This is a genomic window from Roseateles sp. P5_E8 (assembly GCF_054177665.1).
The window spans coordinates 137,986-151,059 of the sequence record NZ_JBGCUM010000003.1 but is presented as its reverse complement, the minus strand read 5'-3'; the positions used below and the strand labels follow the sequence as shown (position 1 = coordinate 151,059).

Genomic DNA, 13,074 nt, shown 5'->3' with positions numbered 1-13,074 from the left:
AAGCAGGCGAACGGGGTGAGCCTCTAAACTCAGGGGTTTCCACCGAGGACCGTGATGGCCGACCCGACCCCGCAAGAAGTGCGCGACTTCATCGCCGCAGGCCTGCCCTGCGCGCATCTCGAAGTCGAGGGCGACGGCCGCCATTTCTTCGCGACCATCGTGTCGGACGAGTTTCTGGGCCTCTCGCGCATCAAGCGCCACCAGCGCGTCTACGCCGCCCTGGGCGAGCGCATGCGCGAGCAGATCCATGCCCTGTCGATGAAGACCCTGAGCCCTGAAGAATGGAGCGCGAAATGAGTGGCTTGACCCTGGCGCTCTCCAAGGGCCGCATCTTCGAAGAGACGCTGCCGCTGCTGCGCGCCGCCGGCATCGAGGTGCTGGAAGACCCCGAGACCTCGCGCAAGCTCATCCTGCCGACCAACCGCGACGGCGTGCGCGTCGTGCTGGTGCGCGCCAGCGACGTGCCGACCTATGTCCAATACGGCGGCGCCGACCTCGGCGTGGCCGGCCGCGATGTGCTGCACGAGCAGGCGCTGGCGCAAGGCGGCTCGCACGGCCTCTACCAACCGCTGGACCTGAAGATTGCCCGCTGCCGCATGAGCGTGGCCGTGCGCGCCGACTTCGACTACGCCGCCGCCATCAAGCAGGGCTCGCGCATCCGCGTCGCCACCAAATACACCGAGATCGCTCGCCAGCACTTCGCCGACAAGGGCGTGCACGTCGACCTCATCAAGCTCTACGGCTCCATGGAGCTGGCGCCGCTGACGGGCCTGGCCGAGGCCATCGTCGACTTGGTCTCCACCGGCGGCACGCTGCGCGCGAACAAGCTGGTCGAGGTCGAGCAGATCATGGACATCTCGTCCCGCCTCGTCGTCAACCAGGCCGCGCTCAAGTTGAAGCGTGACCTGCTCCGCCCCCTCATCGACGCCTTCGCCTCCGCTATCCAGCCATGAAGCTCCGCCAACTCTCGACCGCCGCCGCCGACTTCGACACCGAGTTCGAACGCCTGCGCCATTGGTCGGCGGAGACGGATGCGGCCATCGAGGGCCGCGTGGCTGAGATCCTGGCCGATGTGCAAAAGCGTGGCGACGCGGCGGTGCTTGAGTACACCGCGCGCTTCGACCGCATGAGCGTCGACAGCGTTGGCGCGCTGGAGATTGGTCAGGCCGAGTTGCAAGCCGCGCTGTCGTCGATCACGCCTGCCCAGCGCAGCGCGCTGGAAGCCGCCGCCCAGCGCGTGCGGGCCTATCACCAACGCCAGCTCGAAGCCTGCGGCCTGAGCTGGAGCTACCGCGACGAAGACGGCAACCTGCTCGGCCAAAAGGTCACGCCGCTGGACCGGGTGGGCATCTATGTGCCCGGCGGCAAGGCGGCCTATCCGAGCAGCGTGCTGATGAACGCGATTCCTGCCCACGTCGCCGGCGTGCAGGAAATCATCATGGTCGTGCCCACGCCCGACGGCACGCGCAATTCGCTGGTGCTGGCCGCCGCGGCGGTTGCTGGCGTGCATCGCGTGTTCACCGTCGGCGGTGCGCAAGCCGTGGCCGCGCTGGCCTACGGCACGGCCACCATCCCGCGCGTCGACAAGATCACCGGCCCGGGCAATGCCTACGTGGCCTCGGCCAAGAAGCATGTGTTCGGCCAGGTCGGCATCGACATGATTGCCGGCCCGAGCGAGATCCTCGTCATCGCCGACGGTACGACGCCGCCGGACTGGGTGGCGATGGACCTCTTCAGCCAGGCCGAGCACGACGAAATGGCGCAGAGCATCCTGCTCAGCCCCGATGCCGCCTATCTGGACGCCGTGCGCGCCAGCATGGAACGTCTGCTGCCGTCGCTGCCGCGCGAGGCCGTCATCCGCGCCTCACTGGAAGGCCGCGGCGCGCTGATCCTGACGCGCTCGATGGAAGAAGCCTGCGAGATCAGCAACGCCATCGCCCCCGAACATCTGGAGATCAGCGCCGAGCAGCCGCAGCGCTGGGAGCCGCTGCTGCGCCATGCGGGCGCCATCTTCATGGGCGCGTACACGAGCGAGTCTCTCGGCGACTACTGCGCCGGGCCCAACCACGTGCTGCCCACGGCCAGCACGGCGCGCTTCTCGTCGCCGCTGGGCGTCTACGACTTCCAGAAGCGCAGCAGCCTCATCGAGGTCAGCGAAGCGGGTGCGCAGAGCCTGGGCCGCATCGCCAGCGAGCTGGCGCACGGCGAAGGCTTGCAGGCCCACGCGCGCGCCGCAGAACTCCGCTTGAAGTGACTCTCAGGCCGCGTCCACGGGCGCGGCCTTGAACGGGCTGCGCTCCGGCGGCTCGTCGTGTTCGGCCGTGCGGGTCAACGCGGTGGTGATCCAGTTCAGCGCCGACACGCGGTGCCGTACCGCGCAGCTCAGCGGCTCGGGCTTGCAGCCCATCTTGGCCTTGGGCTCCAGCGCCGTGCGGCCCAGGCTCAGCCGCGTGGAGCCGAAGGCGAGGGCGTCCTGCACGGTGGATTGCAGCAGCGTCAGATAGATGGGCGCCTCGGCATTGGCGGCGCGGTCGTAACCGATGTAGTAGCCCAAGGTCGTGTCGCCGTCGTGCACGCTGGTCACGAAGCCCAGCCAGCGGCCGTCTGCATGCTCGGCAACGCGGCAGCGAAAGCGCGCGCCCAGCGCCGCGGCCATGGCCGGCAGATAGCCGGGCGTGAGCGTCGCCAGCCGCAGCCCCTGGCCCTGGTGGACCTGGCCGTACAGGCCGTGCAGTTCGTCGGCGCGCGCCACCATCTCCTCGGCCGTTGCGAGGCGCAGCGTCAAACTGCCGGCCGCGCAGTCCTTCAACAACTTCTTGGCCGCGCTGCGGTAGCCGGAGGTCATGCTGGCCAGGTAGTCGTCCCAGCTGCGCCACTCCGGCCGCAGCGCCAGCACCATGTCGGGCTCGGTCTCCACGCTGCGGTAGCCCAGCAGGCGCAGCGCGGGCGGCACGTCTTGCTCCGCCATGCCAAGGTCCTTGATCAATGCGACGTCGGACTGGCCGTCCAGCTTGTCTGCACGGCGCAGCCGATAGATCGCTTCGCAGACGGCGTGCCACAGCTGGTCTGCGTCGGCATGCGGCGCCAGCGCCATGGCCCGTGGACCCCAGACGAGCAGATTGCCGCAGACCAGCAAGTGCTCCTTGAGCCCCGCCACGGACAAGTCCACCAGCCGCTTGGCGCCCGGCTTGCGCAACTGCGCGCTACCCACGCTCACGCGTTGCAGCAGCAAGGCCGCCATCGGCTCGCCATCCGCATAGGCCATCGCGTAGCGCGGCTCCACGTTGGCCGGCGCATGCGCCTCCAGCACACGCAGGTAGTCGCGCGACAGGAAGACGGTCTGCGCCGCCAGCGCGTCCCAGTGCGCCGGGTTGACGAAGTCAATGCGGTCGGCCAGCACCAGCTGCAGCCCCGACGAGGTGCGACGCGCGACGCGCCTGGCCTTGATGTCCTGCAGCGCCTGCATGGGGTTGACCGGTTGCGGCTTGAGCCGGCCGAGCGCGCGGCCGGTGTGCTTGAGTTTGGCGACGGTGGCCTGCAAGGGCTTCTTGGCGAAGGGCGAGATGGGCATTGACGAGCTGGTGGGGGCGGGCCGCAAAGCCTAACGCAGCCGATGTGGCGATTGAAACGCGGCGGACGCTTGGGCTACGCTGGCGCGATGCCCCTGCGTCGTCGCGAACTGCTGCTGTCCACCGCCGCCGCGCCGCTCATGGCCCACGCCGCGCTGCGCCTGCTGCGCATCCCGCATGTGTCGGCCAAGGCCGAGCTGGAGCGCAGCTACGCCGCCGTGCTGCTGGGCCAGGCGCTGGAAGCGGCCGGCATGCCGGTCACGCTGGAGCCCACGTCCGAGCTGATCCCGCAGAACCGCGCGCTGCAGGAACTGGGCAGCCGCCGCCGGCTGGACGTGGTGTGGACGATGACGTGCGTTGAGCGCGAGCAACAGGCAACCCGCTGCTGCCGCCGCAGACTCCCATGGACAAGCCAAAGCTTTGGTATAGACCCTAGGGTTAACGTCACACGAAGTTCGTGCAACACGAACTTCGTGTACTCTTCAGGCCATGAAGAACGTCACCGTCTCGATGGACGACGCCGTGGCCGAGTGGGCGCGGCTGGAGGCGGCGCGGCGCAACACCAGCGTCTCGCGGCTGCTCGGCGAGTTGCTCGCCGAGAAGATGCAGCACGACGACGCCTACGAGCGCGCGCTGCAGGACTGGCTGCACCGTGAGCGGTCGTGGTCGTCGGACGGCGAGCCGTACCCCGGTCGAGACATCCTGTGAGCGACGCGGTCTTCGTCGACACCTCCGTGCTGCTCTTCAGCGAAGACGGCGCCCGCCCGGCCGAGCGAGAGCAGGTGCTGGCCTGGCTGCGCGAGCTGTGGGCCAGCCGAACCGGCCGCGTGTCGGTGCAGGTGCTGAACGACTTCTACCTGCTTGCCACGCGCCAGGTCAGCCCCGCCATGCCGCAGGGCGACGCGCGCGCCGAGGTGCGCCGCTACCAGCACTGGCGACCCTGGGGTCTTGACCAGGCTACGGTCGAATCCGCCTGGTCGCTGGAAAGCCGCTTCGGCCTGCCGTTTGCCGACGCCCTGGTGGTGGCCAGCGCCAAGGCGCAGGGCTGCACCCGCCTGCTCAGCCTGGCCCTGCCGCACGAAGCCCAGTTCGACAGCGTGCAAGTCCTCAACCCCCTCGTCATTGCCCCATGACTGAAGCTCTCGACAAAGCCCTCGCCCAAATCCGCCCTGACGTGCTTGCGGCCCATGCCTACGTCGTGCAACCCAGCCACGGCCTGCTCAAGCTGGACGCGATGGAGAACCCCTACCGCCTGCCGCCCGAGCTGCAGCAGGCCCTGGGCGCGCGCCTGGGTGCCGTCGCGCTGAACCGCTACCCGGCGGAGCGGACAGCCCAACTGGCCCGCGCGCTGGCTCGCCATGCCGGTGTGGGTGACGACGTGGGCGTGACGCTGGGCAATGGTTCCGACGAACTCATCGGCCTGCTGACCATCGCCATCGCCAGGCCCGGCGCCACGGTGCTGGCCCCCGTGCCCGGCTTCGTCATGTACGAGGCGCTGGCCCGCCAGCAGCAGCTCAACTTCGTGGGCGTGCCGCTTCGCGCCAACGACTTCGAGCTGGACGAGCCCGCGATGCTGGCCGCCATTGCCGAGCATCAGCCCGCGCTGATCTACCTGGCCTATCCCAACAACCCCACCGCCACGCTGTGGGACGCCGCCGTCATCGAGCGCATCGCCAAAGCGGCGCCCGGCCTGGTCGTCATGGACGAGGCCTACCAACCTTTTGCCAGCGCCGACAGCCTCGCGCTGATGGCCCGCCAGCCCAATGTGCTGGTCATGCGCACCATGAGCAAGTTCGGCCTGGCCGGCGTGCGCATCGGCTATCTGCTGGGTGCGGCCGAGCTGGTCGGCCAGATCGAAAAGCTGCGCCCGCCCTACAACATCAGCGTGCTGAACGCCGAAGCGGCCTTCTTCGCGCTGGAACACGCCGACGTCTATGCCGCTCAGGCCGCCGAGCTGCGCCAGCAGCGCGAGCGCCTCTATGCGGCGCTGCAAGCCATGCCCGGCATCACGCCCTGGCCCAGCCAGGGCAATATGATCCTGGCCAGGGTGCAGGACGCCGCTGCCACCTTCGCGGCACTGAAGGCACGCGGCGTGCTTATCAAGAACGTCTCCGCCCTGCATCCGCTGCTCGCGAACTGTGTGCGCCTCACTGTCGGGACGCCCGACGAAAACACCCTGCTGCTCCAAGCGCTCGAAGCATGTCTGAACTAGCACCCCCCCAGCCTCCGCGGACGGCCGAAGTCACCCGCAACACCCGCGAGACGCGCATCACGGTGCGCATCAACCTCGACGGCACGGGCCAGTCCAAGCTGCAGACCGGCATCGGTTTCTTCGACCACATGCTCGACCAGATCGCCCGCCACGGCCTCATCGACCTGGACGTGCACTGCGAGGGTGACCTGCACATCGACGGTCACCACACGGTGGAAGACGTCGGCATCACGCTGGGCCTGGCCGTGGCCAAGGCCGTGGGCGACAAGGCCGGTCTGACGCGCTACGGCCACAGCTACGTGCCGCTGGACGAGGCGCTGTCTCGCGTTGTCATCGACCTGTCCGGCCGCCCGGGCCTGCACATGGACGTGAAGTTCACGGCCGGCAGCATCGGCGCCTTCGACACGCAGCTGACCTTCGAGTTCTTCCAGGGCTTCGTCAACCATGCGCTGGCCACCGTCCACATCGACAACCTGAAGGGCCACAACGCCCATCACCAGGCCGAGACGATGTTCAAGGCTTTCGGGCGCGCGCTGCGCATGGCGGCCGCGCAGGACCCGCGGTCCGCTGGCGTGATCCCGTCGACCAAAGGCTCGCTCTGACATGACCCGAACCGTCGCCGTCGTCGACTACGGCATGGGCAATCTGCGCTCCGTGTCGCAGGCTGTCATCCATGCCGCCGAAGGCCAGGGCTTTGATGTCGCCATCACCTGCGACCCCGACGTGGTGCGCGCTGCCGAGCGCGTCGTGCTGCCGGGCCAGGGCGCCATGCGCGACTGCATGCGCGAGCTGGCCGACTCCGGCGTCAAGGAGGCCGTGCTCGAAGCCGCTGCCACCAAGCCGCTGCTGGGCGTGTGCGTCGGCATGCAGATGCTGCTGGACCACAGCGAGGAGCAGGACACGCCGGGTCTGGGGCTCATCCCCGGCCGCGTGCAGCGCTTTCGCCTCGAAGGCCGGCTGCAGGAAGACGGCAGCCGCTTCAAGGTGCCGCAGATGGGCTGGAACCGCGTGCACCAGCCGCGTGCGCACCCGGTCTGGGCCGGCATTCCGGACGACAGCTGGTTCTACTTCGTGCACAGCTTCTACGCGACCACGGCGTTGCAGGAACACAGCGCCGGCGAGACCGATTACGGCGCTCGCTTTACCTGCGCAGTGGCCCGGGATAACATTTTTGCGACCCAATTCCACCCCGAGAAAAGTGCCGCGCTGGGCCTCGCCCTCTATCGCAATTTCCTGCACTGGAAACCCTGATCGGTTCCCGCCGATCCGCACTTTTCGCCCGCCTTCCTCCTCCAGCCCCTTCAGTCCCCAGCCATGCTGCTGATCCCTGCGATTGACCTGAAAGATGGTCGCTGTGTCCGCCTCAAGCAAGGCGACATGAACGACTCCACCACCTTCGGCGAAGACCCCGCCGCGATGGCGCGACGCTGGCTCGATGCCGGCGCGCGGCGCCTGCACCTAGTGGACTTGAACGGCGCCTTCGCGGGCAAGCCGGTCAACGAGCCCGCCATCAAGGCCATCATCAAGGAGATCGGCGACGAGATCCCGATCCAGCTCGGTGGCGGCATCCGCGACCTCGACACCATCGAGCGCTACCTGGACGACGGCCTCAGCTACGTCATCATCGGCACGGCTGCGGTCAAGAACCCCGGCTTCCTGAGAGACGCCTGCACGGCCTTCGGCGGCCACATCATCGTCGGCCTGGATGCCAAGGACGGCAAGGTCGCCACCGACGGCTGGAGCAAGCTGACTGGCCACGAGGTCGTCGACCTGGCGCTGAAGTTCCAGGACTACGGCGTCGAAGGCGTCATCTACACCGACATCGGCCGCGACGGCATGCTGACGGGCATCAACATCGAGGCCACCGTCAAGCTGGCCCAGGCGCTGACCATCCCCGTCATCGCCTCGGGCGGCCTCTCGGACATCGCCGACATCGAGCGCTTGTGCGCCGTGTTCGGCGACGGCGTCGAAGGCGTCATCTGCGGCCGCTCCATCTACACCGGCGCGCTGGACTTCTCGGCCGCCCAGGTGCGGGCGGACGAACTCATGGCAGCGGCCGGTTGAGGCCTGTTCAGCTGTTGCGGCGGCGGCGCGCCACCCAGGCAACCACGCCCAGGCCGCCCAGCATCAGCGCGTAGGTTTCGGGCTCCGGCACGGCGGTGACGAAGGTGCGGATCTCGCCGCCACCGAACGTCGTCGTGTGGATGTTGAAGTAGGCGTTGCCCGAGGTCAGGTTTGCGATCAGGCGGGCTTCGGCCAGCGCAGCCGTGCCGCCGCTGGCGGTCAGGAAGGTGCCGCCGTACTGGTTGGTCTGCGTCAGGTCGATGATCTTGACGTAGGTACCCGAGGACACACCGAGCGGGAAGTTCGGCAGCAGCCCGCCCTGCGCCAGGGCCACGCCGGCGGTGCCTGCCTTGGCGGCTGCGGTGCAGCAATGGATGTGTGCGTTGTTGGTCGTGCCCGACAGGCCCGCCCAGGTGGCGTTGATCAGCAGCGTGTGGCCATCGTCGTCGTACTCCAGGCTCAGCGTGCCCGAGCCGGTGGCGCCCACCGCTTCGGGCGCGAAGGTGCCCGTGAAGACCGTGGAATGAGCCGAGGCGCCGGTGGCGCACAGGGCGAGGGCTGCGGCGAGCAGGGTGGAAGCAAGCAATCTCATCGTCGTCTCCGTTGGGTGGCAGGTTGTGGGTCAGGCAGCCGCGATTGAGCGTTGTTCCTGCGCCGCTGCGAAGCCCTAATCAGCAAAGGAATAATCCGGGTTCGATTCCCGTCCCCCTCTCATGCTCGCCAAACGAATCATTCCCTGCCTTGACGTCACCGCCGGCCGCGTGGTCAAGGGCGTCAACTTCGTCGGCCTGCGTGACGCCGGCGACCCGGTGGACATAGCCGCCCGCTACAACGAGCAGGGCGCCGACGAGCTGACTTTCCTCGACATCACCGCCACCAGCGACGGCCGCGACCTCATCCTGCACATCATCGAAGCGGTCGCGTCCAAGGTCTTCATCCCGCTGACGGTGGGCGGCGGCGTGCGCGCTGTGGCCGATGTGCGGCGGCTGCTGAACGCGGGCGCCGACAAGGTGTCGTTCAATTCGGCGGCGGTTGCCGACCCCGAGCTGATCCGCGCCGCCAGCGACAAGTACGGCGCCCAGTGCATCGTCGTAGCGATCGATGCCAAGCGCCGCGCGGACGGCTCGGGTTGGGACGTCTACACGCATGGCGGCCGCAAGAACGTGGGCCTGGATGCGGTCGAATGGGCTCGCAAGATGGCCGAGTTCGGCGCCGGCGAGATCCTGCTGACCAGCATGGACCGCGACGGCACCAAGAGCGGTTTCGACTTGGCGCTGACGCGCGCGGTGTCGGACGCCGTGCCGGTGCCCGTCATCGCCTCGGGCGGCGTCGGCTCGCTGGACCATCTGGCCGACGGCATCACCCTCGGCGGCGCCGACGCAGTGCTGGCCGCCAGCATCTTCCACTTTGGTGAGCACACGGTGGGTGAAGCCAAGGCGCTGATGGCGGCGCGTGGCATCCCGGTGCGGCAGTGAGGGGCTGGCTGGCCTCGGCGTTGCTGGCGCTGCCGCTGCTGGCGCAGGCGGTGCCAGCCAAGCGGAATGCCGACGAAGCCGTTCTCGCCACCAAGGCGGCCATGGACGCTTTTTTTGCGCTGGACGGTGCGGTGCCGCGAGTCGTCGAGGCCGGCGAGCCGGACACACCGGCAGCCGAAGCCCGGGACCATGACGACCTGATCGAGACGCTGGCCGAACAGCTGGCGCGGGGAGCCCGGCTGGACCGCTATCGCTGGAACGGCACGATGCTGCACCACAGTCTCAGGGCGGGGTTCGGCGACGTCACCCAGTGGCTGCTGGACCATGGCGCCGATCCGCTTCAGACCATCCAAGGCGAGGGCTGGCTGGACGCCCTGGGCGTGGCCGTGCGCATGCAGCGTTGGCCCTGGGTGCGCAAGCTGTTGCGCCACCCCGCCTACCGGCAATTGCCCGCTGAAGAGCTCGGCAAGCGCCTGTGGGCCGGCGCGGTGACGGACGCGCATACCCGGGCCCTGCTGCGGCTGAAGCTCGACGTGCCCAAAGCCGTGGCTCAGCAGTCGCCGCTTCTCGCGACAGCCCTACGCGCTCGCGACGCCACCGTGGTGGACCGCCTGCTGGCCGGGCGCGCGGGCCGCGTGGCCCTCGACTACCCGCTGCGGGCGAGCGAGCCCCGGGTGCCTGAAGTCTGGACCCTGCAGCGCTGGCGCCAGCTGGACGTACGCCTGCTGAAGCCCGTCCTCCCCTGGGCGCTGGAGCGTGCTGGCAGCGAGGCCGAGGTGCGCGCACTGCTGGGCGCAGGCCTGCGCGCACCCTGGTCCGACGTGCGCTTCTCGGCCGACGTGGCGCGCTCCCTGCCGATGGCGGCGCTGCCCCGGCTGCTGCTCGATCCGCCCCGCGGCGCCGACCTCGGCCAGGTGTGGGGTTATGTGTCGCGCGAACGTGCCAGCGAGTTGCGTGGCATGCCTCCGGACGACTGGCGGGCCTATGTGCTCGCCGCGCCGGCGATCGACATCGTCATGAACAGCCTGAACCTGGTCGCGGGCAGTGGCTTACGGGAACGTGCGCAGCGGGCAGGGGCACCGGCGGCCGAAGTGCAGGCCTGGCAGGTTCGCTGGGCGCCTCTGGTCGAGCGTCTGCGTGCTCTGCCTGCACAACGCCGACGCGAACTCTGGGGCGATCCCAATTGGCGGCTCCACTACAGGATGAGTGAGCTGCCGCCGGCCTTCCTGCCCGACTTCATCGCCTGGGCCGCTGCCGATGACGCGCTGCAGGAGGCCTTGCCGATCTTCGTCCAGAGCCTGCAGCCCCAGGACTACGACATCCTCTGGGCAGCCCTGCAGCGGCATGCACCGGATCTGGCGGGGGAGTTGCTGCCGGCCCTGCTGTCACGCCTGTGGGTGGACCCACCGCGGAGCCGTCTTGCGGACCGCATGACCGGCTGGAGCGCGGGCGACGTGTCGCTGGCGCGCTGGCTGCTGCCGCGTTCGCCGAATGTCACGCCGCGCCGCCTGCGCGCCGGCCTGATGTCCGATGGTTCTGGTTGGAGCGATGCCGACCTGGTGCGCTGGGCGCTTGCCGAAGGCCTCGCCCTGCGACCCGAGCCGACAAAAGTGGCCACCGCTTCTACAGGGTCGAGCGGCCCGAGCGTTACGGCTTCGACGCCGCACAGGACGCCCGCCGATCTAGTCGCACTGCGGCTGGTGACGGAGCCTTTGGATTGCACGGCCGTGGTGTCGCCGGGGCTGCGCCTCGCCCTGGCCCAGCTGACGCTTGCGACGCGATCCTGGGTGTACGACCAGGAAAAGCTCGGCTGGCTGCAGCCGGTGACCGCGCCGCGGCAGCCTCAATGCCAATGGCTGAGGACTTCGGCGATCGTCACCGGCGGCAGCTGGTCGGACGAATCATTCTTCGACGGCTTTGCCACCCATATGGCGCGCGGCAGCATCGAGCAGACCTTGAACCTCGAGCGCTGGGACGAAGCCTCGCAGCGCTTTGCCGAGTTGCAGGGCTTCTCTTTCGTCACCCAACTGCTCGAGGTGGAACTGGCGCCGCGTGGCGATCGCTTCTGGCTGGGTACCGAGAACGAAGCCAATGGCCGGCGCGGCCCCGGCGCCTATTTGCTGAGCTGGCAGGCCGACAAGCCGGTCTTCGAAGCAGTGCAGGAGGGGGCGGTGCTGAACGACGCCTGGCGGTCCCTGATCGACCCGGACAAGACGGGTGATGTCTTCGATCTGGTTCCCGAAGACCCTCACGCGGCCGGTCCGCGTGTGCCGGTCCCGATCGCTCACTTCGTTGACGTGCACTGGGCGGACGATAAGCAGCGTTTTCTCGTCGCCTTTGCGACATTGGATCGGGAGGCGCTGTCGGCCCAGCGGCGCGCCGGCCTTTTCGCGCCCTGGCTGAATGAGGCCGTGCTGGCCCTGAGTGCCGACGCCGGACAGCCGCTGGAGGCCAGGCGACGGCGCATGGCCTGGTTGCTGGCCTTGCCCGCGTACGCAAGCTCGCTGACCGACGAGGCACTGTCCTCGCTACGTGGCTGGCTGCCGGCCGAGGACTGGGGCCCTATCCTGGCGCTGCGACGCTGCAGCAAGGACAACGTGCTCAGTCGCAGCGACGACTCTGGGCTTTCGGATTGGTCGAACGAGGCCACGCCCGCCCTGCGTCGCCGCATCGAAGTGGCGCTGGCCCGGGACTGCGATGGGGTGGTGAGATGAGCGAAGTCCGCATCATTGGTGGCCAGTGGAAGCGTTCCAAGCTGCCCGTGCCCGACCTGCCAGGCCTGCGGCCCACGGGCGACCGCATCCGCGAAACCCTCTTCAACTGGCTGGGCCAGACGCTGAACGGCTGGCGCGTGCTGGATGCGTTTGCCGGTAGCGGCGCGCTGGGCTTCGAGGCCGCGTCGCGCGGGGCGGATGCCGTCGTGATGGTCGAGCGCGAGGCGGTGCTGGTGGACGGGCTGCGGGCCAGCCAGAAGCGCTTGCAGGCCACGGCCATCACCATCCTCCGGGCCAATGCGCTGAACTGGATGACGGCCAGCGCGGACCGTTTTGATCTGATCTTTCTCGACCCGCCGTTCGCGGACGACCTGTTCGACCGCGCGCTGGCCGCCGCCGTGCCGCTGCTGACGCAAGGTGGCGTGATCTACGTCGAGTCCCCGCGTGAGATCGCCCCGCCGGCCGGATTCACCACCTGGCGCCAGGGCCGTGCCGGCGCGGTGCATTACCAACTCCTGCGTCACGAGGACAATCCGGCTTCATGACCACGCGCACCATCATCACGGCCATCTACCCGGGCACCTTCGATCCGATCACCCTCGGCCACGAAGACCTGATGCGCCGCGCGGCCGGCATGTTCGAGCGCCTGGTGGTGGCGGTGGCCGTGGGCCATCACAAGAAGACGCTGTTCCCTCTCGACGAGCGGCTGGCCATGGTTCAGGAGGCGGCGGCACCGCTGGGCAATGTCGAGGTCTGCGCCTTCGACGGTCTGCTGCGCGACTTCGTGCGCACCCACGCCGGCCGCGTCGTCGTGCGCGGCCTGCGCACGGGGGGCGACTTCGAATACGAATTCCAGATGGCCGGCATGAACCGCAAGCTCATGCCCGAGGTCGAGACCATCTTCCTGACGCCCGGCGAGCATCACCAGTACACGTCCAGCACCTTCGTGCGCGAGATCGCGACGCTGGGCGGCGAGGTGGCCGAGTTCGTATCGCCCGGCGTGCTGGCGCGCTTGAACGACAAGTTCAAGGAGGGCTGAC

At 68.7% G+C, this 13,074-nt stretch carries 16 protein-coding genes; 13 read left to right on the top strand and 3 right to left on the bottom strand.

All coding sequences use genetic code 11. The annotated features are described in order from the left end of the window. Positions 1-54 precede the first annotated feature (54 nt). From ACXRVZ_RS03095 to hisD, 3 genes are read left to right on the top strand one after another with little or no spacing between them, the layout of a single operon-like run. The gene (locus ACXRVZ_RS03095; RefSeq protein ID WP_457422610.1) at positions 55-297 is read left to right on the top strand and encodes a BolA family protein; all 243 of its coding nucleotides are present in this window, start codon (positions 55-57) and stop codon (positions 295-297) included. Continuing rightward, positions 294-953: an ATP phosphoribosyltransferase gene (gene hisG / locus ACXRVZ_RS03090; RefSeq protein ID WP_457422608.1), complete on the top strand. Its 660-nt coding sequence runs from the start codon at positions 294-296 to the stop codon at positions 951-953. The genes ACXRVZ_RS03095 and hisG overlap by 4 nt, the downstream gene beginning before the upstream one ends. Continuing rightward, the gene (gene hisD / locus ACXRVZ_RS03085; RefSeq protein WP_457422606.1) at positions 950-2,254 is read left to right on the top strand and encodes a histidinol dehydrogenase; all 1,305 of its coding nucleotides are present in this window, start codon (positions 950-952) and stop codon (positions 2,252-2,254) included. The genes hisG and hisD overlap by 4 nt, the downstream gene beginning before the upstream one ends. 3 nt (positions 2,255-2,257) lie before the next feature. Here the strand turns inward: hisD and ACXRVZ_RS03080 are convergent, their stop codons facing one another. Then, the gene (locus tag ACXRVZ_RS03080) at positions 2,258-3,571 is read right to left on the bottom strand and encodes a GNAT family N-acetyltransferase (protein WP_457422604.1); all 1,314 of its coding nucleotides are present in this window, start codon (positions 3,569-3,571) and stop codon (positions 2,258-2,260) included. 30 nt (positions 3,572-3,601) lie between these two features. Beyond that, the gene (locus ACXRVZ_RS03075; RefSeq protein WP_457422602.1) at positions 3,602-3,940 is read right to left on the bottom strand and encodes a hypothetical protein; all 339 of its coding nucleotides are present in this window, start codon (positions 3,938-3,940) and stop codon (positions 3,602-3,604) included. Between the two features lie 118 nt (positions 3,941-4,058). Between ACXRVZ_RS03075 and ACXRVZ_RS03070 the strand changes: the two genes are divergently transcribed. The 6 genes from ACXRVZ_RS03070 (at position 4,059) to hisA (ending at position 7,845) form a co-directional block, all read left to right on the top strand. Then, on the top strand, positions 4,059-4,277 hold the full coding sequence (locus tag ACXRVZ_RS03070; protein ID WP_457422600.1) for a CopG family transcriptional regulator: 219 nt from the start codon (positions 4,059-4,061) through the stop codon (positions 4,275-4,277). Beyond that, entirely contained in the window at positions 4,274-4,702 is a 429-nt protein-coding gene (locus ACXRVZ_RS03065) for a PIN domain-containing protein (protein WP_457422598.1), read from the top strand. Before ACXRVZ_RS03070 ends, ACXRVZ_RS03065 begins: the two co-directional genes overlap by 4 nt. Further along, entirely contained in the window at positions 4,699-5,781 is a 1,083-nt protein-coding gene (gene hisC, locus ACXRVZ_RS03060) for a histidinol-phosphate transaminase (protein ID WP_457422596.1), read from the top strand. Before ACXRVZ_RS03065 ends, hisC begins: the two co-directional genes overlap by 4 nt. Beyond that, the gene (hisB, locus tag ACXRVZ_RS03055; RefSeq protein WP_457422594.1) at positions 5,769-6,383 is read left to right on the top strand and encodes an imidazoleglycerol-phosphate dehydratase HisB; all 615 of its coding nucleotides are present in this window, start codon (positions 5,769-5,771) and stop codon (positions 6,381-6,383) included. The genes hisC and hisB overlap by 13 nt, the downstream gene beginning before the upstream one ends. 1 nt (position 6,384) lies before the next feature. Next, positions 6,385-7,032: an imidazole glycerol phosphate synthase subunit HisH gene (hisH, locus tag ACXRVZ_RS03050; RefSeq protein ID WP_457422592.1), complete on the top strand. Its 648-nt coding sequence runs from the start codon at positions 6,385-6,387 to the stop codon at positions 7,030-7,032. Positions 7,033-7,095: 63 nt separating this feature from the next. Then, positions 7,096-7,845 carry a 1-(5-phosphoribosyl)-5-[(5-phosphoribosylamino)methylideneamino]imidazole-4-carboxamide isomerase gene (gene hisA, locus ACXRVZ_RS03045; RefSeq protein ID WP_457422590.1) on the top strand — a complete coding sequence of 250 codons (750 nt, stop codon included), beginning with the start codon at positions 7,096-7,098 and terminating at the stop codon, positions 7,843-7,845. Between the two features lie 7 nt (positions 7,846-7,852). On the opposite strand, the gene ACXRVZ_RS03040 is transcribed toward hisA, so the two are convergent. Beyond that, positions 7,853-8,437: a CHRD domain-containing protein gene (locus tag ACXRVZ_RS03040; RefSeq protein ID WP_457422588.1), complete on the bottom strand. Its 585-nt coding sequence runs from the start codon at positions 8,435-8,437 to the stop codon at positions 7,853-7,855. A 121-nt stretch (positions 8,438-8,558) separates the two neighbouring features. Here ACXRVZ_RS03040 and hisF point away from each other — a divergent pair, with 121 nt between their 5' ends. The 4 genes from hisF to coaD are packed head-to-tail and all read left to right on the top strand — an operon-like array spanning position 8,559 to position 13,073. After that, entirely contained in the window at positions 8,559-9,320 is a 762-nt protein-coding gene (gene hisF / locus ACXRVZ_RS03035) for an imidazole glycerol phosphate synthase subunit HisF (protein WP_457422586.1), read from the top strand. Further along, positions 9,317-12,034, top strand: a complete 2,718-nt coding sequence (locus ACXRVZ_RS03030; protein WP_457422584.1) for a hypothetical protein — start codon at positions 9,317-9,319, stop codon at positions 12,032-12,034. Before hisF ends, ACXRVZ_RS03030 begins: the two co-directional genes overlap by 4 nt. Further along, positions 12,031-12,579 carry a 16S rRNA (guanine(966)-N(2))-methyltransferase RsmD gene (gene rsmD / locus ACXRVZ_RS03025; protein ID WP_457422582.1) on the top strand — a complete coding sequence of 183 codons (549 nt, stop codon included), beginning with the start codon at positions 12,031-12,033 and terminating at the stop codon, positions 12,577-12,579. The genes ACXRVZ_RS03030 and rsmD overlap by 4 nt, the downstream gene beginning before the upstream one ends. Then, entirely contained in the window at positions 12,576-13,073 is a 498-nt protein-coding gene (gene coaD / locus ACXRVZ_RS03020; protein ID WP_457422580.1) for a pantetheine-phosphate adenylyltransferase, read from the top strand. Before rsmD ends, coaD begins: the two co-directional genes overlap by 4 nt. Position 13,074: the final 1 nt, after the last annotated feature.